Source organism: Patescibacteria group bacterium (genome assembly GCA_041659765.1).
Taxonomy (GTDB): Bacteria; Patescibacteriota; Patescibacteriia; order UBA9934; family UBA9934; genus JAGORL01.
This window is the reverse complement of sequence record JBAZXR010000001.1, coordinates 350,144-373,907: the sequence shown is the minus strand read 5'-3', so window position 1 is coordinate 373,907 and position 23,764 is coordinate 350,144. Positions and strand designations below refer to the sequence as shown.

The 23,764-nt window shown below is 51.7% G+C and carries 23 protein-coding genes; 17 read left to right on the top strand and 6 right to left on the bottom strand.

What is annotated here, in order from left to right:
* From WC813_02055 to bcp, 10 genes are all read left to right on the top strand, one after another.
* Complete coding sequence (locus tag WC813_02055; protein ID MFA5946784.1) at window positions 1-516, top strand: hypothetical protein; 516 nt, start codon at window positions 1-3, stop codon at window positions 514-516.
* A complete protein-coding gene (mrdA, locus tag WC813_02050) occupies window positions 494-2,404 on the top strand; it encodes a penicillin-binding protein 2 (GenBank protein ID MFA5946783.1) in 1,911 nt (636 codons plus the stop codon). Before WC813_02055 ends, mrdA begins: the two co-directional genes overlap by 23 nt.
* Before the next feature lie 58 nt (window positions 2,405-2,462).
* Window positions 2,463-2,924, top strand: coding sequence for a transcription elongation factor GreA (greA, locus tag WC813_02045; GenBank protein ID MFA5946782.1), 462 nt, complete (start codon window positions 2,463-2,465; stop codon window positions 2,922-2,924).
* Between the two features lie 2 nt (window positions 2,925-2,926).
* Window positions 2,927-4,411: a lysine--tRNA ligase gene (gene lysS / locus WC813_02040; GenBank protein ID MFA5946781.1), complete on the top strand. Its 1,485-nt coding sequence runs from the start codon at window positions 2,927-2,929 to the stop codon at window positions 4,409-4,411.
* On the top strand, window positions 4,408-4,809 hold the full coding sequence (locus WC813_02035; GenBank protein ID MFA5946780.1) for an adenylyltransferase/cytidyltransferase family protein: 402 nt from the start codon (window positions 4,408-4,410) through the stop codon (window positions 4,807-4,809). The genes lysS and WC813_02035 overlap by 4 nt, the downstream gene beginning before the upstream one ends.
* Window positions 4,806-6,068 (top strand): serine--tRNA ligase, encoded by a 1,263-nt coding sequence (serS, locus tag WC813_02030; GenBank protein ID MFA5946779.1) that lies wholly within the window; start codon window positions 4,806-4,808, stop codon window positions 6,066-6,068. The genes WC813_02035 and serS overlap by 4 nt, the downstream gene beginning before the upstream one ends.
* Before the next feature lie 2 nt (window positions 6,069-6,070).
* On the top strand, window positions 6,071-7,216 hold the full coding sequence (gene alr, locus WC813_02025; GenBank protein MFA5946778.1) for an alanine racemase: 1,146 nt from the start codon (window positions 6,071-6,073) through the stop codon (window positions 7,214-7,216).
* A 9-nt stretch (window positions 7,217-7,225) separates the two neighbouring features.
* Entirely contained in the window at window positions 7,226-8,095 is an 870-nt protein-coding gene (locus WC813_02020) for a hypothetical protein (GenBank protein MFA5946777.1), read from the top strand.
* A gap of 14 nt (window positions 8,096-8,109) precedes the next feature.
* Window positions 8,110-8,478, top strand: a complete 369-nt coding sequence (locus WC813_02015) for a phosphomannose isomerase type II C-terminal cupin domain (GenBank protein MFA5946776.1) — start codon at window positions 8,110-8,112, stop codon at window positions 8,476-8,478.
* Window positions 8,479-8,580: 102 nt separating this feature from the next.
* Window positions 8,581-9,054 (top strand): thioredoxin-dependent thiol peroxidase, encoded by a 474-nt coding sequence (bcp, locus tag WC813_02010; protein ID MFA5946775.1) that lies wholly within the window; start codon window positions 8,581-8,583, stop codon window positions 9,052-9,054.
* 467 nt (window positions 9,055-9,521) lie between these two features.
* Here bcp and WC813_02005 read toward each other — a convergent pair whose 3' ends face one another.
* Genes WC813_02005 through WC813_01990 form a run of 4 tightly spaced genes read right to left on the bottom strand, consistent with a single transcriptional unit; the run spans window position 9,522 to window position 13,530 of the window.
* Window positions 9,522-10,727 (bottom strand): peptidoglycan DD-metalloendopeptidase family protein, encoded by a 1,206-nt coding sequence (locus tag WC813_02005; GenBank protein MFA5946774.1) that lies wholly within the window; start codon window positions 10,725-10,727, stop codon window positions 9,522-9,524.
* A gap of 53 nt (window positions 10,728-10,780) precedes the next feature.
* The gene (gene gltX, locus WC813_02000; protein MFA5946773.1) at window positions 10,781-12,244 is read right to left on the bottom strand and encodes a glutamate--tRNA ligase; all 1,464 of its coding nucleotides are present in this window, start codon (window positions 12,242-12,244) and stop codon (window positions 10,781-10,783) included.
* A gap of 15 nt (window positions 12,245-12,259) precedes the next feature.
* Window positions 12,260-13,081 (bottom strand): WecB/TagA/CpsF family glycosyltransferase, encoded by an 822-nt coding sequence (locus tag WC813_01995; protein ID MFA5946772.1) that lies wholly within the window; start codon window positions 13,079-13,081, stop codon window positions 12,260-12,262.
* Window positions 13,082-13,101: 20 nt separating this feature from the next.
* A complete protein-coding gene (locus tag WC813_01990) occupies window positions 13,102-13,530 on the bottom strand; it encodes a hypothetical protein (protein MFA5946771.1) in 429 nt (142 codons plus the stop codon).
* A gap of 86 nt (window positions 13,531-13,616) precedes the next feature.
* On the opposite strand from WC813_01990, the gene clpB reads away from it, so the two are divergent.
* Window positions 13,617-16,247 carry an ATP-dependent chaperone ClpB gene (gene clpB, locus WC813_01985; protein MFA5946770.1) on the top strand — a complete coding sequence of 877 codons (2,631 nt, stop codon included), beginning with the start codon at window positions 13,617-13,619 and terminating at the stop codon, window positions 16,245-16,247.
* A gap of 178 nt (window positions 16,248-16,425) precedes the next feature.
* A complete protein-coding gene (locus WC813_01980; protein MFA5946769.1) occupies window positions 16,426-17,358 on the top strand; it encodes a hypothetical protein in 933 nt (310 codons plus the stop codon).
* A 62-nt stretch (window positions 17,359-17,420) separates the two neighbouring features.
* On the opposite strand, the gene WC813_01975 is transcribed toward WC813_01980, so the two are convergent.
* Entirely contained in the window at window positions 17,421-17,927 is a 507-nt protein-coding gene (locus WC813_01975) for an inorganic diphosphatase (protein MFA5946768.1), read from the bottom strand.
* 7 nt (window positions 17,928-17,934) lie between these two features.
* Window positions 17,935-18,462 (bottom strand): Gmad2 immunoglobulin-like domain-containing protein, encoded by a 528-nt coding sequence (locus tag WC813_01970; GenBank protein ID MFA5946767.1) that lies wholly within the window; start codon window positions 18,460-18,462, stop codon window positions 17,935-17,937.
* Between the two features lie 48 nt (window positions 18,463-18,510).
* On the opposite strand from WC813_01970, the gene WC813_01965 reads away from it, so the two are divergent.
* The 5 genes from WC813_01965 to fmt are packed head-to-tail and all read left to right on the top strand — an operon-like array spanning window position 18,511 to window position 23,726.
* The gene (locus WC813_01965; protein MFA5946766.1) at window positions 18,511-19,920 is read left to right on the top strand and encodes a hypothetical protein; all 1,410 of its coding nucleotides are present in this window, start codon (window positions 18,511-18,513) and stop codon (window positions 19,918-19,920) included.
* A 4-nt stretch (window positions 19,921-19,924) separates the two neighbouring features.
* Complete coding sequence (locus WC813_01960; protein MFA5946765.1) at window positions 19,925-20,683, top strand: class III extradiol dioxygenase subunit B-like domain-containing protein; 759 nt, start codon at window positions 19,925-19,927, stop codon at window positions 20,681-20,683.
* Window positions 20,680-22,422 carry a helicase-related protein gene (locus WC813_01955; protein ID MFA5946764.1) on the top strand — a complete coding sequence of 581 codons (1,743 nt, stop codon included), beginning with the start codon at window positions 20,680-20,682 and terminating at the stop codon, window positions 22,420-22,422. Before WC813_01960 ends, WC813_01955 begins: the two co-directional genes overlap by 4 nt.
* Complete coding sequence (gene def / locus WC813_01950; protein MFA5946763.1) at window positions 22,388-22,867, top strand: peptide deformylase; 480 nt, start codon at window positions 22,388-22,390, stop codon at window positions 22,865-22,867. Before WC813_01955 ends, def begins: the two co-directional genes overlap by 35 nt.
* Window positions 22,788-23,726, top strand: coding sequence for a methionyl-tRNA formyltransferase (gene fmt, locus WC813_01945; protein MFA5946762.1), 939 nt, complete (start codon window positions 22,788-22,790; stop codon window positions 23,724-23,726). Before def ends, fmt begins: the two co-directional genes overlap by 80 nt.
* Window positions 23,727-23,764: the final 38 nt, after the last annotated feature.

Genomic DNA, 23,764 nt, shown 5'->3' with positions numbered 1-23,764 from the left:
ATGACCATGGGTTTGTTGGCAGCCGTAGTCATGCTCGTCACTTTTCTCATGGAGGAGACTGTTTTTGTTGTCCTGCCGTTGCCTTGGAGGCTGATTCCGCCCTCCCTGGTGTTGGCCCTGGCTTTAATGCACCGGGTGTCATTTGAGTTAGGTGCGCTGTTCTTTTTAGCCTCAACTTCCGCCATGATCCTGTCCGGTTTAGCGCCAGTTGGTTTACTTGTGGTGGCGTTCATTTGTGTGTTTACTGCCTATGGTCTATCAACCCATGTGTTCGCCAGGCGCTCGCTCGCGGCCTTTGGTGGGCTCGCCCTAGTTACCGGTTCGGTGTACTTTTTATTGAGATTCGGCGTGGTCGCTCGGGTTCATGGTTTTTTTCCGTGGATGGGTCTGTTTTTAGCGGCGATGACTGCACTCTTGGCTGTCGTCGCTTCGCTCGTGCTTGAACGGACCATGTCAGGGTTTGGCAAACGGTTCGTGACTAAAAGCGAAACCTATGAAGTCCGAGGAGAACGGTAACGGTATTTTCGGGATCGGCGAGGCCGCTGGTGACTGGGCTATGTCCGTAGAGAGTAATGTGGATGACGTGATGGCTGACCCCAGCCGTTCCATGTCGCGCGCTACAGTTTCTTCGCCCATAGACAGACGCCGTTTTCTTTGGGGTGTCCTAGCCTTTACCTTGGTCGGGGCCATTTTTCTGAGTAAGAGCGCTTACCTACAAGTAGTCAATGGTAATCATTATCGAGCACTTGCCGAAGCCAATCGTATCCGCGTTCATGCTATTCCGGCACATAGGGGTATCTTGGTTGACCGCAACAATATTCCCTTGGCCGAAAACCTGCCTTCATTTAGATTGGTCGGTTACACGTCCATTTTGCCGCCACAAACTAAAGCCTGGTCCTGGCCGTTTATTGTTACGCGGCAGGACATTTTTTCACAGGCTGCCGCCGCCTTTAATTTAACGCTAGCCGAGCTGGAGAAAAATGCCAATGAGGCTGGAGACGTAGAGGAAATTTTGCTAGCCAAAGACCTATCTTACGAAAAGGTCTTATCGTTTATGAGCTCTGGGCGGTCAATTCCCGGGCTATCAGTCGAACTTGCTCCCAAGCGAGGCTATCCGACAGATGCTATTCCTTCGCTCTCGCATGTCATCGGCTACACGTCAGGCGTGAACGAAGCTGAATATGCAGCCCTGAGGGATGAGGGATATCGTTCATTCGATACTATTGGCAAGCAGGGGGTTGAATCCTCGCACGAAGCTGAACTTCGGGGAACATACGGTGAAGACGTGTTTGAAGTTAATGCCCAAGGCGCGCCGCTGCGCATACTGTCGCATACGGATCCGGTCGACGGCCAAAATCTTAAGTTAACCATTGATGCCCGCTTGCAGGCCTACTCGGAGCTTGTTCTGGCTAATCATTTAAAAAATCGTTCGGTGAAGCGTGCGGCGGTGGTGGCGATGAATCCGCAGAACGGGGAAGTGCTCGCACTTGTGTCCTATCCGGCATATGACGCGAATAAATTTTCTAAAGGCATCTCGCAAGAAGATTATGACCGGCTGGTGAATGACCCGAATGCCCCGCTCTTTCCCCGAGCAACCGCCGGCACGTACCCGTCCGGTTCAACGATCAAACCGTTTTTCGCGACCGCTGCCTTGGCTGAAGGAATCGTGACTCCGCAGACAACTTTTTTATCGACCGGCGGTCTTCAGCTTGGTGACCGGTTCTTTCCGGATTGGCGGCCTGGCGGCCACGGGTTGACTAACGTCTATCACGCCATTGCGGACTCGGTGAACACTTACTTTTACATGATCGGCGGCGGTAATGAATCATTTAAAGGACTTGGTATTGAGAAGCTTATGGACTGGGCTAGAAAATTTGGTCTGGGCATAAAAACGGGTATCGATTTGCCTGGTGAGGCTGCCGGATTCTTGCCGAGCAAAGCATGGAAACAGGAGGTCAAAGGCGAGCCTTGGTATATCGGCGACACCTACAACGCTTCCATTGGGCAGGGCGATATTCTTGTTACCCCGCTTCAGATGGTTCGCGGGACGGCCGCGGTAGCCAATAACGGCTTAATGTATACGCCGCATTTGGTGATAGGGGGTGGCTCTTCGGCAGTCTCGGTAGCTGACCCAAAAACTGTCAGTATTATCCGAGATGCCATGCGGACAACCGTCACCAACGGAACGGCGAGCTCACTGCAGCAGCTACCGGTGACGGCGGCGGGAAAAACAGGAACTGCGCAGTGGAACGCTAAAAAGGTTCCGCACTCTTGGTTTACTGGTTTTGCCCCTTTTGATCACCCGACGATCGCTATCGCGGTTATCGTTGAAGAAGGGGGCGATGCCACCCTAGCCACGCCAGTAGCCCGAGATATACTCCAATGGTACTTGACTCCCCGCTAATCCTGGGCATAATGGCCTCATAACGCGAGTCCATTTGGGGCGCGTCTTTTCTTCTTTTATGGAAAACAACGTGACCTATATTTCGGCCTCAGGATTAGCCGAGGTAACGAAAGAACTGGCTAATCGCATTAAAGTTATCCGCCCAGAAATTGCCCAGCGTATTAGTGAAGCTAAAGAGATGGGTGATCTGTCAGAAAACTTCGCTTATCATGAAGCGCGCGAACAACAAGGTTTGAATGAAAGCAGAATTATTGAAATTACCGAAATGCTTTCAACTGCAGTGGTAGTTGAAGAAAAGAAAGGCGGCTCCATTGGCCTCGGTTCATCTTTTAAGGTGAAGATTGGCGGACAAGAGAAAACATACGAGATCGTTGGTGAGAACGAAGCTAACCCGATGGAGGGAAAAATAAGCAACGTTTCGCCGCTTGGCAGCGCCTTTCTTGGCAAGGGAGTAGGGGAGACGGTAGAAGCCAAAGTTCCGTCCGGCACTATGACTTACGAAATCCTTTCGATCGTCTAACTATGACTCGCGAAGAACAGGACCGGTTAACACGGTTACAGTCTCTTCAGACAAGTAACGTCAATCCGTATCCGGATAATTCCGAGCGGACACACCTCGTGACCGAAGCTCTCGCGTCATTCGAGCAGCTTGAGAAGTCCGAAGAAACAATTGTCATCTGCGGCCGAGCCATGGCCATTCGGGATATTGGCGCGTTGTCGTTCTTAAAAGTCCAGGATGACTCCGGTGTGATGCAGGTTGTTTTGCGGAAAACCGATTTAGAGACCGAGTACGATTTCTTTTTGTCGCACGCTGACGTGGGCGATATCCTTGAGGCCAAGGGGCGAGCCTATGTCACTAAAACCGGCGAGAAGTCCGTACTCGTGACCGCTATCCGAATTTTGTCGAAGGCTCTTAAGCCGCTCCCCGAGAAGTGGCATGGGCTGTCAGACGTCGAAACTCGCTATCGAGAGCGCGAGCTTGATCTCATTGTGAACGCCGCCGTGCGCGAACGTTTCCGTATTCGCTCGAAGATTGTCTCGGGTCTGCGCGCCTATCTGGATACTCGAGGTTTTCTTGAGGTCGAAACGCCTATCCTACAGCCAATCCCCGGTGGCGCTTCGGCCAGGCCGTTTGTCACCCATCACAACGCCCTTGGTGCGGATTTCTTTTTGCGTATCGCGCCTGAACTTTACTTGAAGCGTCTAGTGGTTGGCGGTTTCGAAAAGATTTATGAGATTGGCCGTTGCTTTAGAAATGAAGGGATTGACTACTCGCACAACCCGGAGTTCACCATGCTGGAGCTCTACTGGGCCTACGCGAACAAAGATGCGTTTATTTCATTTCTTGAAGAATTGTTGACCACGGTGATTGCTGAGAGTCTCGGAACGCTGAAAGTCGCGGCTTCGGAAAGCTCTAAGGAGATCGACTTCGCAGGACCATGGCCCCGTAAGACATTCCGCGAGGCGATTCTCGACGCTTGCGGAATCGATATAGACGAACTGACCTCGACCAAAGACGTTGTTGCTGCGGTAAAAAAGGCAAAGGTCAAGATCGACTTCAGTAAGTGCGTTGGCATGGGCGAACATCTTGATGAACTCTGGAAGCGGACGGCTCGACCGACGCTTGAAGGTCCTATTTGGATTTTTGACTATCCCGTTGATTTGAAGCCGCTCGCGAAAGCTCACCCAGTTGATAAAACAAGGAGCTCAACCGTCCAGCTCGTCATCCAGGGCGCGGAAGTAGTTAATGCGTACTACCATGAGCTAAATGACCCGATCGATCAACGCGCCCGGTTTGTCGCCCAAGAACAGCTCCGCGAAGAGGGGAGCGAGGAGGCTCAGCACCTGGACGAAGCTTTCCTATCAGCTATCGAGCACGCCATGCCGCCAACCAGCGGCGTGGGCATCGGTATCGACAGATTCGTTGCCTTCTTAACCGGCGCACCAAACTTGAAGGAAGTTATTTTGTTCCCAACGTTGAAACCGGAAAAACCCGACCAAGTATGAAGACCGTCTTAGTTTTCGGTTCGTTCGATGGTCTGCACCCCGGCCACGAGGCGATGTTAAAACAAGCTAGGGGACAGGGCGAGCATGTGGTTGCGGCTCTCGCGCCTGACAACGTCATCGAGCGGATCAAGGGGCGTATGCCGAAGTTCCTTTTTGAAGAGCGCCGTGACGCACTCATGGCCAGCGGACTGGTTGATCAGATCGCGACCAGTGACAAAGAAAATGGCACCTATAATATTCTCAATCGCGTGCATCCGGACATTGTTGCCTTTGGCTATGACCAGGTTGAACTGAAGGAAAACTTTTTGAAGTTTCTTGAGAAAACTGGTAAACAAGTAAAGACTGTTACGCTCTCACCGTTCGAACCAGATAAATACAAGTCCTCGAAAATCGTATGATCGACATGAAACTGTTTCGTGAGAATCCAAATTTCTTCCGCGACGCCTCGCGCGCCAAGAATATTGAAATAGATGTCGAGCGAATCCTTGAGCTTGACCGCCGCGTTCGGCTGCTTAAAACAGAGCTGGAAGGCATCAATGCCCAGAAAAATGACGTTTCAAAGCGCATCCCCATGGCCACAGCAGAAGAACGTAAGCAACTCATCGGTTCAATGCGTGAAGTCGATCAGCGAGCGAGCGTTCTCTCCTCGGAGCTGACGCCTATCGAGACTGACCTTGAAAACTTGCTCTTCCATATTCCTAACCCTTCGCTTGCAGACGTGAAGATCGGCAAAGACGAGTCTGAAAACGAGGTTTTGCGTGAGGTTGGCGAGAAGCCGGTTTTTGATTTTCCGATCAAGGATCACCTTCAACTTGGCGAAGCTTTGGGCATTATCGACGTTGAGCAGGCGGCAAAGGTTAGCGCCTCCCGTTTCAACTATTTGATTGGCGACGGCGCAGGCTTAGCCTACGCGATTGTTCAGTACGCCATGGGTCGCGTCATGCAGAGCGGCTTTACTCCGGTCGTTGTTCCGCACCTTGTGAACGCCCACACGATGCGCGCCATGGGTTACCTGGAGCACGGCGGCCACGATGAAATTTATTACTTCCCGAAAGATAACCTCTACCTCATCGGCACAGCCGAACAACCGCTCGGCGGCTTGCATGTAGATCAAATTTTGAGCGAGAAGAAATTGCCGCTTCGTTACGTGAGTTTATCAAACGCCTTCCGTCGCGAGGCGGGCAGCTATGGGAAGGACACAAAAGGCATAATTCGCATGCACGAATTCCAGAAGATTGAAATGTTCAGCTATACCACGCCGGAAAATTCGGATGCTGAGCACGAATTGCTTCTTTCGATCGAGGAAGACTTGGTAAAGGGTCTCGGCGTGCCGTACCGCGTCATCAAACAGTGCACCGGGGATCTGGGTCTCCCGGCGGCTCGCAAATACGACATCGAGTGCTGGATGCCAACGCAGGACACCTACCGTGAAACGCATTCGACCAGCACGTGCACTGACTTTCAATCCCGCCGTCTGAACACTCGGTACAAAACTGGGGCAGGGGAGACTATGTTCGTACATACCTTGAATGGCACCGCCTTCGCTATCGGCCGCATCATGGCCGTCATTCTCGAAAACTTCCAGAACGCCGACGGTTCGGTCACGATTCCAGAAGTCTTGAGGCCATTCATGGGCGGCAAGGCAAAAATCAGCTAACTATGCGCCATCGCACCTGGGTTGAAATCTCCGCCCCGGCGCTTCAGCATAATGTATCTGAACTGAAGCGAACGCTAAATCCTGGCGTTCGTTTTTGTGCAGTCGTGAAAGCGAACGCCTACGGTCACGGCCTAACAGAGGTCGTTTCGGTCCTCAAGAATGAGAATGTCGAACTCTACGGCGTTGACAGCGTTGACGAAGCGATGATCGTGCGCTCACAGAACCCAAACGCCGTTATCTTCATCATGGGCGCGACCATCCCTGAAAGACTCGATGACGTGGTGCGAGGAAAGATGATTCAAATGGTCGCTAGTCTGGCGGAACTTAAGGCTATTCGAGAAACGGCTCGGACGCTTAGTATCCCTGCCATGATTACGCTTGAGGTTGAAACCGGGTTGCACAGACTGGGCGCCGAGGAAAGGGAACTCGCCGGACTGCTTGATGAACTGAAGTTTTCTTGCGGTCTTGTTTACGTCGTCAGTGTCGCTTCTCATCTTTCGAGCGCCGAGGACTTGTCACTCGCAAAAGTCACCGCGGGGCAATATGACGTCTTTTGGAAGGCGGTTAATGAAATTACGCGCAAAGGCCATCAACCCGAACACCTACATATTGCGTGCTCGGCGGCCGGCATCATACATGAACTGAACCATGGTACGCACATTCGTTACGGCATTAACCTCTACGGTTTGTGGCCATCGACTGACGCAAAACGCGCTGGCACGCTTGGTAAGCGCCACGCCGACTTAAAGCCGGTATTGTCTTGGAAGACATCTATCGCCCAAGTAAAGGATGTCCACGCTGGTGCTGCTATCGGCTACGGCCCAACGGTGATCGTGAACCGACTAACCAGAGTAGCTGTGCTCCCGGTAGGGTATTACGACGGCTTTGACAGAGGCTTCTCGAACAACGGCTCCGTTATCATCCACGGGACACGATGCCCAGTTCTCGGCCGTATTTGCATGAACATGATGATGGTGGATGTGTCGACTGTTCCTGGAACATTGTCACCACAAACACCCGTCACTTTACTCGGTCGTGATGGTGTGCAAACTATTCTCGCAGACGAGCTGGCCGAAAAACTAGGTACAATCAATTACGAAGTCGTCACCAGGATCAATCCGCTTCTCCCGAGAGTTATCGTCGGTTAAAATAGCAGCATGCGTGATTTCTTTCGAGCATCTATTGCCAAGGGCAGGGGAGGAGAGGGGAGGACCAATCCCCTCTTCCCCGCGCCAAAAATGCCTCGCTGGAAGCGATGGCTGTTCGGCTTTTCTGCCATCGCGCTGCCGCTTGGCGGAGGTACGCTCGGCGTGCGGATATTGTCACAGCCGCAGTTCACCCTCTCGACCATTGATATAGCCGGCACAGCGTGCCTTGATCAAAGCGTGGTAAAAAAAGAAATCGAGGACGAGTTGGCTGAACGCGTTGCCCTGTTTTTTACACGTTCAAATAAGCTGCTCTTTAGCCCGAATAAGCTGGCGGATCGGCTGACCCGCAACCTCCCTATTGATCATGCTGATATTGTAATCAACGGCAACACGCTCCACGTCGCAATTAACGAAGACGTGGTTATGGTACTTGTCCATTCAAACGACAATTGGCTCTTAACTGACCTTGGAGGGCAGGTTTTACGGTCTCTTTCTAGCGATGAAATAGCGCTTCTTGATTCCCGAGCGCTTCCCCCTGCCCTGCCTTTAGATAAGATTCCAAAAATTCTCCTGCGCGAAGGAGTTCAGGCTGATTTGAACGAACCGATTTATTCACCAAAGATGCTCACGGCGCTTGGCGAGCTTGATAAGGGCCTGCGGGCGCTTGGCCTTACGCCACATCGGTACGAGCTTGAAAAACGCAAAGATACCTGGCTTTTTGTCGATACAATCGAAAAACCATACGTCATCTATGTTGACCTAGAACACCCTATAAATGAACAGTTGCGGACGTTTTCCTCGGTCCTTTCGCAACAGCAAGAGATTGAAGGAATGTCCTACATTGATCTGCGGTTTGGCAATCGCGTGTACATGAAGTAAGCTATTCTGGTTGTATGGAGCAATTTATTTTATTACCGGCCGGTTACGCGGAAGATCGTCCCTGGGGACGGTTCATTGTTTTAGAGGACACGCAGAACCATAAGGTGAAGCGTCTCATTTTACATCCCGGCAAGCGCATTTCGTATCAGCGCCACAAGCAGCGTACCGAACATTGGGTGGTCATTGCTGGCATCGCGGACATTACACTCGACGATGTCACAACACGACACGTTCCTGGCGACACCATTCTTATCGTGCAAGGTTCAAAACATCGTCTCGCGAATCCCGGAGACGAACCGCTCATGGTAATCGAGGTCCAGCGCGGAACATATTTTGGGGAAGATGACATTGAACGGTTCGATGATGATTTTGGACGAAAATAGCGACCGATTTAAATGCGTTGTGTTAAACTGGGGGTATCAATATACCTCTCAAAACAAAATAGAAATTCCTCGATAACCTGAGGACGTCACAAAACATATCCTATGCATGAACTTGAACAGAAAACAGCTCCTGCCTTTTCCATGATCGATCAAGATGGCAAGACGCACTCGCTCGACATGTACCGCGGTAAATGGGTCGTCCTGTTTTTCTACCCAAAGGATATGACGCCTGGCTGTACAGTTGAGGTCTGTTCGTTCCGTGATGCCACGCAAGACCTGACAGACATCGGCACAGTCGTCCTTGGTGTATCCGGTGACACGCAGTCGAGCCACGGCAAGTTTGCCTCTAAGCACAAACTGAAGTTTCCACTTCTCGTCGATACAGACAACGTTATCGCGAAAGCCTACGGTTCATTCGGTCAGAAGAAATTCATGGGCCGTAACTACGAGGGCATTTATCGCAACACGTATCTCATCAACCCCGAAGGCGCCGTGCAGAAGGTTTATCAAGGTGTAAAGCCCGCAGAACATATTGCAGAGGTACTAGCAGACCTCAAAACATTCCAGAGCGTTTAAAACGGTGGGGGACTGGAATAGGAAAAATGACCGACAGGCTTTCGCTCTGTCGGTCATTTGTTTTATACGATCGAGAAAACGAGAACGAACAATTCGGCGACAAGTTAAATTCACGGTAGAGGGAGCGACAAGAAGTTCGAGATCCACCCACCTCTACGCTTTTGATAGACGGGGTAGTGGGGGATGTTAATTGGGTTGTATTGAGGATAAAAAAAGAAAGTAAAGTGGCGTCGCACAATATATCTTCTACGACACTACAGGGCTGTAATCATCCTATATAGGAGTAAATCTCAGTAATACGCCTTGTTCTCCACTATCCGCTCTATTTAACGAATCGCTATTACTGAGTAGTTTTGACCACGATGAACCTAGACTACCTCCTAGGTGTTAACTCGCTCGTCCCTACACGCGAAAATACGACGACCGATTTAAATGCGCTGTGTTAAACGAGGGCTACCAATACAGGTCTATTTAGGTAAAAAAGGAAGTGGGTTTACTGGAATGCCTCCTTTACGCACCTCAAAGTGCACGTGCGGTCCCGTAGACAAGCCTGCACCAGGACTACCAGGCCTGCCGCCTGATAACCCAATAATATCCCCGCGACTCACAATCTGATCCTGCTTCACGTCAATTCGCGACAAGTGCGCGTACAGCGTGGCTAAACCGTTAGTGTGAATGATCATGACATAGTTACCGTAATCCCGGGTTCCGGTACGTGCCCAAGCGACAACACCCGGCGCAGCTGCTTCAAGCGGCGTGCCCTGCGGTACGGCGATATCTAGTCCGGAATGTTCGAACAGGTATCTGAACGGGTACGTAGGGTCGTGAAATAATGTAGTGATGATTCCACGAACCGGCCAAGTAATGGCGCTCGGATTTGGGTCGCTTAGATCAATACTGGCATCAACTTCGTTCTGCAGTTCGTTAATGCGGTATGCGATGGCTTGTTGCTCTTGTCTTAGTTCGCCAACTAATTCTCGGTATTCTTGTTCTGAGCTTTGAGTCTGCGCGGCCAACACTTCCTTTGCGGCTTTCTTTTCCTGCAGCCGACGAATCTGGACTTCGAGCTTCACTCTAAGCTCTTCAAGTCCTTGCAGCTTATCCGTCTGTGTTTCAAGGTCATCCTGCAGCGACTCACGGGTGGTCTTTGTGGCGGCGACTGTCTTCCGTAAATCGCCATTCACCGCATGAAGGTCCGAGGCGGCCTTAAACACGTCATCGAACGTTTTAGCGTTAACCAGAAGCTCAAAGGCGCCACCTTGAGCGTCTTGTTTATGAATAGCCAACAGCATGCTAGCGAGTAAATCACGTTCATGCGTGAGTTTCGCGTTCGTTTCATCAATCTGGCCATTCACAATCTGTAGCTCCAACTGAGCGGTATCAACTTCAGCCTCCGTAGCCAGAACATCAAGCTGGCCCATGGCCGTGTCATTCTCAATCAACGCGATCTCATTCATGAGCGATGATGATTTCTTCGCGTACTCAACTATTTTCTTTTTGTAGTCTCCAAGTTTAGAATTAATAGTTTGAATTTGTGCCTTACGGTCAGCAATTTCTTTTTGCAACTGAGCTGGATCTACAGGATCATTTTCCGCCGACACGAAAGCAGGACTCGCAGCACTTGCGAGCAGGGCAATAACCATGAGTGTCTCCCCTATCCCCCATCGACGCATATGACCATCGGGTTTCCGGTGTCCAACCATTATCCAACAAGTGTCGCAAAACACTAGTCCAGTCTTTCAATAGCCAGCGTCATCCGCTTAATCGATTCGTTCTTCCCTAAAGCCCAAAGGAGCTCGAATGGACTTGCAGACTTTTCAGCGCCGGACAGAGACACGCGCAATGGCCACAACACATTACCGGCGGATAGTCCCTTGTTGCTAATATACTCTTTTACGCTCTTCTCGAGAACCAGAATATCCGCAAAGACCTGCTCGTCACTCGCCGAGAGAAACTCCTTCACGCCAGAAAGCTGAAGTTTTGCATCTGCGGCATCTGCTTTTTTCCATACCAGAATAGTTGCATTGTATTCCGGCAACGCCAATTTATTATGCGCGGCCGCTACGAGTTCAACCAGTGTATTCACACGGGACTTTTCCACAATCACCGCTCTCTTGGCGGTCTCATCTGCCAAGTCGAGCTCTGGAGCGAACGCAGCGAGTGTTGCGAGAAGCGCGTCATTCCCCAGCGCATTCACGTAGTGATGGTTCATCCAGTCCAGTTTCTCGTGGTTCAACACCGCGCCGCCCTTATTTACGCGCGAGATATCAAACAATTCCGTGAGCTCGGAGAGCGTGTAGAGTTCTTGATCAGACTTCGGGTTAAAGCCGAGCGTGCCCACAAAGTTAATCAGCGTCTGTGGCAAGTAGCCCTTCTTTAAGTAATCCTCGACTGCAACATCCCCCTGACGCTTTGAGAGTTTCGACTTATCTGCATTCAGCAAGAGCGGAACGTGCCCGAATTCCGGCGCCTTCCAACCAAACATAGCGTACAGAATTGTCTGCTTGGGCGTGCTCGGCAACCACTCCTCGCCGCGCAACACATGCGTAATGTCCATGAGGTGATCATCGACGACTACCGCCAAGTGGTATGTAGGAAAACCGTCTGTCTTCATAATCACCTGGTCGTCGATTTCGTTGTGGCTGATAGTCACGTTGCCGCGCACCAAATCATTAAAGGTGGTCGACCCTTCCGGAACCTGCATGCGAAGAACAAACGTCTCGCCCGCGGAAATCTTCGCCTGTACTTCAGCCGGCGACATTTTCAAACACGTGCGGTCATATCTCGGTGTCTGCTTGGCGGCGGTTTGTACCGCGCGCATCTCTTCGAGCCTCGCAGAAGTACAAAAACAGCGATAGGCATGTCCTTCCGCAAGCAATTGCTCGGCGTGCCGTTTATAAAGCTCGAGCCGCTGTGACTGCACATACGGGCCGAACGCGCCTTTTTCATCAAGCGTACCGTCAGCGAGCAACACCGGACCCTCGTCATGTGTGAGACCCAGTATCTTCATGGTCTGCAAGAGGTTTTCGACAGCGCCATCTACTAAACGCTTCTGATCCGTATCTTCAATACGGATGATAAACTCGCCACCGTGCTTTTTTGCGAAGAAATAATTAAACAGCGCTGTGTGTAGCGTTCCAATGTGCATGTAGCCGGTTGGCGAGGGTGCGATGCGAGTTCTAACAGACATAGAAAGAGAAAAGGGTTATCGAAACAATTCGTGTGACACTCGTTTGACTGCAGTTACGAATCGTTTCCGCATCAGAGCTTCCCAGGCGACAACTACGGGGAAAATGACGACCGCCCGGCCAATACGCTGCCAACGCCAGGGTTGCTTGATCAGACGCCACAGCCATTCTACTCCACGTTGGCGCCAGGCAAGCGGCGGAATCAACTTGGGATGCGACAGGGTGTGGATAGCTCCGCCAACCCCAATCAGCAAGCGTACAGACGGTAATCTATCCTTCATGGCCGCCATCACCTTTTCCTGTTTTCCCTGCCGGCGTCCCCGCCCCTGTCCAAGCGCCACAGCGATGACGACGGGCTCGAGTGAGGCCAGACGAGCGAGGACTGCTTCAGAGAGTCTCGGTGTCACGTCGTCGACAATGCCGGGATCAAGAGGCACTACGTCGAGTGTAGGAAATTTAACCTTAAAACCAGCGGCCACGATTTCAGGATCTTTGCCGGAACCGCCTAAAAGCAGAAGGCGTTTACCTTCGAGCGAACAAAGTGCAGCTAACAGTTCGAGTGTGGCCACGCCCGTGTGCCGTGTCTTCAGGACCTCCATGTCTTCAAGGGCGGCACTCGCAAAGCGCAATCCAGCGCCATCGGGAATCGACAGATCGGCGCGATCAAGAATAGTTCTAAACTCCGGGTCCTGCATGGCGGACAACAGAAATTCCGGATTTGGCGTCACCACAACTTTCGGTTTGTCACCGCGCAGAAAACTAACAAGCTTGGCGCGCAGTTCCGCCTCGGTTAGGTCATCAAGGCGAACCCCGAGAATTTTATGAGAACCCGTTGGCATAGTTGCGTCGTAAAACACTGTTACTTGCGTCGCAAAACAAAGGTCATTGCGCCTGAATACAAGGTGGCTCCTAAAATGTCCAGAAACAAATCTTTCATAGTGTCCCCTATTCCAGGCTGCATCGGGATAAACGCAACCAGATTCCTGAGGTGCATTTGATCAATCAAGAACTCATGCCACTCCCAAGCGACCCCAATGAACGAAACAAAACCGATAACCGTAATTACTTGAATTAGAACGGGTATACTGTCCATGACCTTCTTGTCATATAGGCCAAGGCCCATGCCCCAAAGACCGTAGGCTAACATGGCCATAGCGACCCCGCCCGAAAAGTGCATAACACTATCAAACCACGGCACCATTCCGTACACTCCGGTCGCTACCGCCATGAAGTTTAGACCGTATACCAAGATGGCCGGGCCAAAAAGTTTGAGAAAAGATTTGATCATAAAATGACTGTCCCTATTATACAAAATAGGCGTGGAAAAACAAGTTGACACGGGTGCTTTAGCACTCTAACATAGAGATTGCTAATATGACGCCAAATAATTTCACCAGCAAATCTCAAGAGGCCATTCAAGAAGCGCAAATGATTGCGCACGCCAATGGCCAGCAGGGGGTCGAACCCATCCATCTTTTAACCTCGCTTGTCGCCCAAGAAGAGGGGTTCGTAGTCACCGTGCTTAAAAAAATGGAAGTGTCTATTCCGGCCTTGCGTTCTGATATTGGTCGCGTGCTTGAGTCCCTTCCTAAGGTACAAACTGTAGAACGGGCTCCCGGCGGCCAAGTCATGCTTACTCCCCCGCTCGCCCAGGCACTCCAAGTAGCCACCCAAAAAGCAAAATCGTTTGGTGATGAATATATTTCTACGGAACATTTGTTCCTTGGTTTAATTGGCGACCGTCTTCTGCATGAGCTTCTCTCCGTTCACGCTATCGCTGAAGAACGGGTTCTCGGTGCTCTTAAGGAATTACGCGGCGGACAGAAAGTGGACTCCGCAGAACCGGAAGCCAAATTCCAAGCCATTGAAAAATATAGTTTGAATCTTACCGAACGCGCGCGCCACGGCAAGCTTGACCCGATCATTGGTCGAGACGAAGAAATTCGCCGCGTCATGCAGGTTCTTTCCAGACGAACAAAAAATAATCCGGTCTTGATCGGTGAAGCTGGCGTAGGCAAAACATCTATAGTGGAAGGCCTCGCTCAGCGTATTGTTGCCGGTGACGTTCCTGAGACCCTCAAGAACAAAGAAGTGGTCTCGCTCGACTTGGGCGCGCTGATTGCTGGTACAAAGTTCCGCGGGGAATTTGAAGAACGCTTGAAGGCCGTCATGCGAGAAATCCAACAGGCGTCCGGCAAGTACATTCTGTTTATTGACGAGCTTCACATGCTGGTCGGCGCAGGAAAAAGCGACGAGTCCCCTATGGACGCGAGCAACCTCCTCAAACCTGCCCTCGCACGAGGCGAGCTTCGTGTTGTGGGTGCCACTACGACCAAGGAGTATCACAAGTACATTGAAAAGGATCAGGCCTTGGAACGCCGCTTCCAGCCAATTTTTGTCCATGAGCCAAACATTCCTGATGCCATTGCCATGTTGCGTGGTCTCAAGGAAAAATACGAGCTTCACCACGGCGTGCGTATTGCTGACGGCGCGATTGTTTCGGCCGTGGAGCTCTCAGCTCGGTACATTTCCGACCGACAACTCCCGGACAAAGCCGTCGACCTTATTGACGAAGCCGCGAGTGCCCTGCGTCTCCAAATCGAGTCGATGCCTGAAGAACTCGACCGATTCAAGCGCGAGGAGATGAGACTCGACATTGAACGCCGAGCTCTCCTCAAGGAAGAAGACAAGGATTCTAAGGATCGCCTCAAGGATATTGAGAAACTACTTGCCGATGTTAAGGAGAAATCCGAAGCGCTTGAACTCCGCTGGAAAGGCGAAAAAGATATCATTAGCAAAATCCGAGAGGTAAAAGCTGAGCTCGACAAATTGACGAGCGAGGCTGACTTTGAGGAGCGCCGGGGCAATCTGGAGATTGTCGCCGAGATTCGCTACGGCAATATTCCCGCCAAGCGTACCGAACTCGAAAAGCTAGAGAATGAACTTCGCAAGTTCCAGGCTGAGCGCGGGTTACTCAAAGAGGTCATTACCGAAGAAGACATTGCACATGTAGTTGCCCGCTGGACGAACATTCCGGTTTCCAAAATGCTCGAGAGCGAGATGTCAAAACTGGCGCGCATGGAAGATGAACTAAAGCATCGCGTGGTTGGCCAAGAGGAGGCCATCACCGCTGTCTCCAATGCACTCAGACGCTCCCGCGCTGGCATCAGTGAGGAGAAGCGCCCTATTGGCTCTTTCATCTTCTTAGGTCCAACTGGCGTTGGAAAGACAGAGCTTGCTAAGGCGCTGGCCGGCTTCATGTTCAATGACGAGAAGTCCCTGGTGCGTCTCGACATGAGCGAATACATGGAACGCCACAGCGTCAGCAAGATGATCGGCTCTCCCCCGGGGTACGTTGGCTATGACGAAGGCGGTCAGTTGACGGACATGGTTCGCCGTCATCCCTACGCCGTAGTTCTCTTCGACGAAATTGAAAAGGCTCATCCCGAGGTCTTCAACTTGCTCTTGCAGATTCTCGAAGACGGTCGATTGACCGACGCGAAAGGACGAGTCGTCAACTTCAAGAACACCATTGTCATCATGACGAGCAACATCGGCTCTGAGGCGATCCTCTCAAACGGTAAGCTCGACGGTATCGGCTTCGGCGAATCGAAAACGGAGGCCGGCGACATTACCAAAAACAAGATCATGGAACTCTTGAAGGATCAGTTCCGTCCCGAGTTCTTGAACCGTATAGACGACATCATCGTCTTCCACGCGCTCACGGCAGACAACATCGAGGGCGTTGTGGACCTCCAGCTACAACTCGTCGCTGCCCGCCTCAAAGAACAGCGCAACATCTCCCTCAAGGTCACGGAGCGTGCGAAAAAGCTCCTCGCTGAAAAGGGCTACGATCCTCACTACGGCGCCCGCCCCCTCAAGCGCGTCATCCAGCACATGATCCTTGACCCATTAGCGATGAAGATCGTCTCGGGCGAAGTGAAGGAGGACGGATCAGTTACTGTCGATGCGAAGAAAGACGAGATTGAAATCAAAACAAAGTAAAGCAAAAAAGAGGCTTCCCGGGCCTCTTTTTTGATTTTATCTGCAAAAAATGATTACATGTCCCTGCTGGAAAGCCAGCATCTGTGCTTCGAAAGGAACGTCCGCCATCCCGGCGGAATAGCCCTTCCTAGCACTCCAACCCGGCAGAATGAAACAAGTCTGCCCTGCGGGAGAAGAGATGAAAGAATGCGATGCCTGTCGAAGGGCAGCCGGTCGACCGTACAAACTGTTCTATAAGGACGGTCTAAAGTCAGCGATGTATCAAACGTGCATCGGTCTCGTCCTGATCATTGCTCCGATCGTCGTGATGGGAAGGTTGGTCGAGAAACTTAGAGATGTAGACTATGCGGTGGTCACTATTCTCGGAGGACTAACCGGACTTTTCGGGTGTATCTTCTGCCTCGCTGGCGTGATGTTCACCCTTTTCCATCTCGCAGATTACAAACGCGAGTACATCGATGTGTACTGGCTTCACCACTATCTCACTAAGATGGGTGAATACCACCACCACGACTACGACCCGCGGAGTGTCCCGTTGGAAGCGGAAACACTTGCCTTCCACTGTAAGGTTGCCCATGGCGGGTGGTGGAGACGTAGTGTCATCATCACCGACGGCGACCCGAAGCTGGTCTGGCAGATCGAGTGGGCATCGCCTATAAATGGCCCGGACGAAAGTTGCTGGATGAAAATCCAAAGTGTCCAAAACCGACGCTCCGACCAAACCCCCTGGCCGAGCATGATGTCGGTCCCCGCTGAACAGGCGCTGCGCATCATGGCCAGGTATGGATCTACACATGCGTTCGTGGAAAAAGCCTTCGACGTCATGTGGTACGAAAAGCCGAACCTCGTGAACACGGTCGACAAATTGCAGCGACGGCTGGATAGTGAAGAGGACCGCGTGAGCGGCATGGCCAAGGACGTCATTCGGATGCTCTACATGTTCGACGCCATGAAGACTACCGTGGGCCGGACCAAGCACGCCCAGGCGATCAAGGGCCCGCTTGAAGACATGCTCAAGCACGTCGGAGACGAGGAGCTGGTCAACGAGCTGAAAACAGAAGTGTTTAACGAGCTCGTGGCGCAGCAGTCCGCGCCGACGCAGAGTCCGTAAGTCACTCAAACGTAAAAACCCGCCCGTCGAGCTAGGCTTGATGAGCGGGTCTTCTTTTTAAACTATGCCTTCGCTCTCGCCATCGCCTCAACGATGATCGCTTTGGCTGCGGCGGCATCCTTCCAGCCTTCAATGTTCACCGCTTTCTTTTCGAGTAGCTTGTAGTACTGAAAGAAGAAGGCGATTTCATCTTTGATGTGCTGAGTCACGTCGGCCAAGTCATTAATGTGCTTGAAGCGGATATCGTCCTTGGCTACAGCGAGCACCTTCTCATCCTGACCCTTGTCATCACTCATGACGAGCACACCAATGGGGCGAACGTCGACAGCTACCCCTGGATGAAGCGGGTTCGTCACAAGCACGAGGACGTCAATCGGGTCGCCATCGCCGCCTAGGGTCTCTGGGAAGAAACCGTAATCAGCGGGGTAGAACATGGGAGCAAAGAGCACACGGTCCAGCTTCACGATCCCCTGTTCTTTATCAAACTCGTACTTGTTCTGAGATCCCTTTGGAACCTCAATAATTGCCTGACAAACTTCTGGAGCCTTCGAACCGATAGAGAGTTTCATAGCATTATTAATTACCAAATGTAATCGGCACCTTCATGTAGTCATCGTGTTCAGGCAACCCGGACGGATTGTCTTTATGGAAGACCATGAACCCCTGGGTGAACGCTGGTTGTGGGGTGAAATTGACGGTCACTTCAAAAGGAACAAATGCATCGGTCATCCAATCTCCCTGAGCCTGCGCAATCCCGGTCCCGAGTACCGTACCAGAAGGCGTTTCGACTGTCACTGGGAAACTTGCCTCAAAATACCAAGTTCGTGCTTCCCCGGTTACGGTCACCGAACCATTCACCGGCACTGTTGGCCAAGGGGCGTTCAGACGGATAAACGAAATTTTATCGCCGTAGTTACTAACAGCCTCTTCTTCATATTGCACGTTATGTTCTGTTTGACATCGACGAGGATAAACCTGCACTGTTGATCCACCCGCCTGCTGGCACGCAAGAAACTTTTCTTGAGAGACCGTGACCTGCGTCGATACACACCCCGGACCGAGGGTGGCAAACATGGCAACGCCGATAAGCATTTTCTTTAACATATGTGCCAAAGTATACGGCAAAGCGTAAGTTTTGTATACTGGACGTATATGCAGCATTCCAAGATGTTCGCCTTTTTAGCCGCCACTGGACTCCTCCTCTCCCCCGCCCTCATCCCGACCTCTCGAGTCCTCGCTTTTGACCCCAACTATATTATTTCCGATGAAGAGATGCGTGATTCATCGACTATGGATTTTCCGCAGATCGCCGCCTTCCTTTCCCGCGGCTATCTAGCGAATTATAGAACTGAAGACGTGAACGGTCTCTACAGAAACGCCGCGCAGATTATTTACGCCACTAGCCAAACCTACGGTATCAATCCGCAGGTTCTCCTCGTCCTCCTCCAAAAAGAACAGAGCTTAATTACAGACAAGGAACCATCTCGTGGACAGCTTGATTGGGCTACGGGTTACGGCGTTTGTGACAGTTGTCATGTTGGTAACAGCACCATGTCTCGGTTCCAGGGGTTCGCCAAGCAGATCAATTCAGCTGGGTTACAGTTTATTGAAGGCTACATGGCTGATATTGACGCACGCGGCGTAACCTACGGAAAGTACGGTCCTGGCAAACCGGTTACCATTGATGGCACTACAGTGATTCCTGCCAATGCAGCCACAGCTGCCCTCTACGCCTACACCCCGCACATCCACGGCAATAAAAATTTTGCTACGCTTTGGAATGCATGGTTCGGACGCGATTATCCTGACGGAACGCTCATGCAGGTCCCCGGCGATTCCGGTGTATGGCTGATTCAAGATGGTTATCGCCGAGCGATTACCAGCCAATCGGCACTCCGTTCGCGTTTCAACACGAGCCTGGTTGTAAAAACCTCAAAAGACACGCTCGAACGTTTTGCAATCGGCAAAACAATCAGCCTGCCAAACTACACGCTGGTCAAGGACGAAGCCGGACAAATTTCACTCCTAGTCGATGACTCGCTCAGACATATCGACACCATGGACACCTTCCGCGCGATTGGGTTCTCGGAAGATGAAGTCGTCGCTATCTCCTCAAGCGACGCCTCAGCATATGACGTAGGCGAGGCTATCACGGCCAAAACGCTTTACCCTCAAGGTCGGCTCTTACAGTTGAAATCAAACGGCGCGGTGTTCTATATTGAAAATGGTACGCGCCACGCGGTCCTGGACAAGAGTGTTCTCCTGGCTCGCTTCCCGAACGACGCCCTCTTCCCAGCGGACGCGATTGACGTTGAACAGTACAAAGAAGGTCGTGCCGTGGGTCTAACTGACGGGATGCTCGTCAAAGTTAACGACGCTCCGGCAGTTTTCGTGATTTCCGACGGCCTGCGTCGCTCCATTCCGACAGAATCTGTCTTCACCTCCTACGGCTACTCCTGGAAAAATATCGTCACCGTTCCGCAGAGCGTCTTAAACTTGCACCCGCTGGGCGAGCCGCTTACGTCCGCGCCTGAAGACAAAGTCCAAACGGCCTTGAAATAATTTTATGCTCGTCTTCGCTGGATTTGTCCCAAATTCCCCCCTCCTCATGCCGGGAATTAATACAACTAGATTTCCTGAAGCCAAAGAGACCGTAGAGGCCCTGCATGAACTCGCCGATGATCTTTATGCCGCCCATCCAGACACCATCGTCATTCTGTCTCATGGCACGCCAGTTTATGAGGACGCTTTTTCAATTAATGTAGCAGATCCTTATACGGCTGATCTCTCAGCTGTCGGTGATCTGGATTATCACAAAACCTATCACCCGGATTTTGGCTTCATTGATACGCTCCAAAGATTTGCCAGAAAAAATGGCATCCCGGTCTCCCTTTCAACGGATGAAAAACTGGCATTTCCGTCCACCGTCCCTCTCCATTATTTGACGAGTCACCTCAAAGATATTCGGATCGTCCCCGTCGCTCCGTCATCGCTTGATGGCAAAGCCCACTTCTCTTTTGGCAACACTCTCCAACATATTGTTTCGCAAAGTGACAAGCGCATCGCGCTCATCGCCACGGGCGATATGGGACACGCGGAAGATGCTGAAGATTTTAACGAAAAACTTGTTACTTTCTTAAAGGAAAGGAACAGCTCCGGCCTTCTCCAAGTAAATCCCGATGACATCACTAAAGCGCAAGACACATCCTATCGCCAAATCTGTATGTTGTTCGGCGCCTTAGACGGCGTGAATACTACGCCCGAGCTTCTCTCCTACGCTAAACCGTTCGGCGTCGGGTACGCCGTGGTTAATTTTGTCCTGTGATTGCTGAGGTCATTCCTAGTCTGCGCCTCCCCCGCCGTTTTTCTTTTTTCGATTATCAAATCCCCGACTCCATGGAAGTCGGCGTGGGCGATTTAGTAAATGTACTTTTTCACGGGCGAGAAATTGTCGGTGTTGTTCGCGGAATAAAACTAACCTCCGAAGCTCGCAAACTCGCCCCCGTCCGCTCCGTAGCCTTACGTGAGTGGTGCTCCATTCGCGATGTCGAACGTATCGAGCGCATCGCCTCATGCATTGCCCAATCTCCGTCGAGCCTACTTCACGCCCTCGCCCCGAGCCCATACGCCTCCCCCGCGTTTACTGCCGTCCCTCAAAAATCCTCACACTCGGTAAAACGTACTGACGTCGAACAGGTTACGGAAATACTAGGCAAAGCAGAATCCACCCAAGCAATCGTCGGTGACTTCGCGCTCGGTGTGGTCCTAGTGCACGCTCTACAAAAATCTGCCAAGGACCAGGTTCTCGTACTCGTTCCTACAGAGCGCGACGTGGAACTCGTTGGCACCGGCGCCATGCTGCACGGTCACACAAAACCGAAAGAACGGTCGTCAATTGCATCAGCCTGGAGACAGGGCAAAATAAAGCTCCTTGTCGGTACTCGTCTAGCTTCCCTTCTTTCTGCCCAAAAAATCTCCGCCATCGTGGTCCTCGACTCCGGCAACAACGAACACGCAAGTACTCGAAGGAACCCTCGCTTCGACGCCCGCGAAGCCGCCAAACTTCTAGCCGCCCAACACAAGGCCAAACTCTTCTTCGTCGACCCTCTACCGCGACTCGAGGAGTTAAATGGACTCTCTAACCTGCAACCTGCAACCTGCAACCTGGTTTCCCTTAAAGACCCCCTTGAACGTACCTCCCTTGACCTCATCTCCGCTTTATTACTCGAAGTCATGGAGCAGACTTTACTTTCAGGAAAAAAAGTGCTACTTTTCCTTAATCGTAAGGGTGTTGCCAAGCGTCTCCAATGTGGAGCCTGCGGCCACATTCCCTTATGCGGAACGTGCGGAAACGTGCCGAGTGTTCGGAAAGACGATTTGGTCTGCGCCCATTGTGGGACGGAGATGTGGCTGCCGGAAGTTTGTCCCTCCTGCGGCAAGGCCAAGATTCATCTTCGCGGGATAGGCGGAGCAAAGGTCTCAGACGACCTGCAGAAACAATTTCCTGGCGAGAAAATCGGCGTGATCGAGAAGGGCAAAATCGAAAATCCCGACGCCAATATTCTCCTCGTCACTGAATACTTCTTTAGCTCCTTTCACAAACCGTTTGATAAAATGACCCTCGGAGTCGTAGCTGACCTTGCCGGCGATCTCGGTCTACAGAATGATGATTTCCGAAGCGCCGAAGAAACGGCCAGGAAACTTTCCCGCCTTGTGCTCTTGGCAAAACGTGAAGGCGCCGAATGCATCATCCAAACCTGGCTGCCCGACATTATCCAGCCGATGCTCAGACTTGATCAGTTCATAACCAACGAACGCGAACTCCGCGTCCGCTACAAACTCCCTCCCTTCGCTTCCCGTTATCTCCTCGATGGCACGACCCTCGGCGACCTGCCCGAATCCCTCAAACAATTCGCTCGCCCTCATGGCGATGCAATCGAAATCAGATCCCCCTCGGCGTACGGACAAGGCGCCGCCTTGCCGCTACACCTACTCCCCGACTCCATCAAAATCACCCCCGACACCTCTTATGCCCCCTCTGCCAGTCCTCAAGAACCCAAATAAAGAACTCCGCGTGGTGTCCGCCCCCGTAGATGTTTCGCGTTTGAAAACCAAACCATTTAACAAACTCATCGCCGATTTAAAAGCTACGATGAAAGAGGAAAACGGTGTGGGAATTGCGGCCCCGCAGACGGGCGTACATGACCGTGTGATCATTGCGGAGACCAAAGACGGTCCAACGGCCTTTATTAACCCAGAAATCACGGAGCGGGCCTTTAAACTCGTAGACAGTGAGGAAGGCTGCCTATCCGTGCCTGGGATTTGGGGCATTGTGAAACGCCACCGTTCTGTTACCGTTAAGGCACTACAGGAAGACGGCAACGAACTCACTGTTCGGGCCACCGGACTTCTTGCTATCATTTTCCAACATGAAATCGACCACCTTGACGGCATCCTTTTTATTGACCGAGCCACAGAGCTGCGAAAGACCGGGTCAAGCCGGATCTAAGCTCCGCGTCGCGTTCTTCGGCACGCCGGAATTTGCCGCCCGGTTTCTTTCAGGTTTAATTGACGACCCGTATTTTCATGTTGTTGGCGTAGTCACCCAGCCCGACGAACCCGTTGGCCGGATGAAAATCTTGACGCCTCCTCCCGTAAAGACCCTCGCCCTAGAAAAATGCGTACCCGTTTATCAACCAACAAAAATTAAGGACGAATTCTTCTTAAAAGCTATTGAAGGACTAAAGGCTGATATTTTCGTTATTGTGGCCTATGGTCGAATTCTCCCGCAGGCTTTGCTCGATATGCCGCGCTTAGGCTGCGTCAATGTCCACCCGTCGAAGCTTCCCAAATATCGCGGTCCGTCGCCGATGCAAGCCGCGCTTACAGCTGGTGATAAACAGACGGCCGTGACGATCATGAAGATCGATGCACTCATGGACCACGGCCCGATTCTGGCACAAGAAGAACTCGACATCGCTGACGACGAGACCGTCGCGACGCTCACCGACAAAGTTGTCGCACTCGGTGAACCGTTGCTTCGCAAAACCCTCAAAGCATTTCACGAGGGCAACATCGTCCCGGTCGAACAGGACCACGAACGGGCCACGCTGTGTAAAATCCTCACCCGCGAAAACGGCAAGATTTCGCTCTCGGAAGATCCCATAATCCTCGACCGGAAAATCCGTGCCCTAAATCCTTGGCCCGGTATTTGGACGCTTGTTAAACATGACGGCAAAGAACTCCGCGTCAAAATCCTCAGGGCCAAACTCGCGGACGGAAAGCTCGACATCCAAGAAGTCCAACCAGAAGGCGGAAAGCCGATGCCTATCGCAGACTTCACCAGAGGCTACGGTAAATTACTCTAGCAAAACGAAAACCGAGCATGTGCTCGGTTTTCAAATAC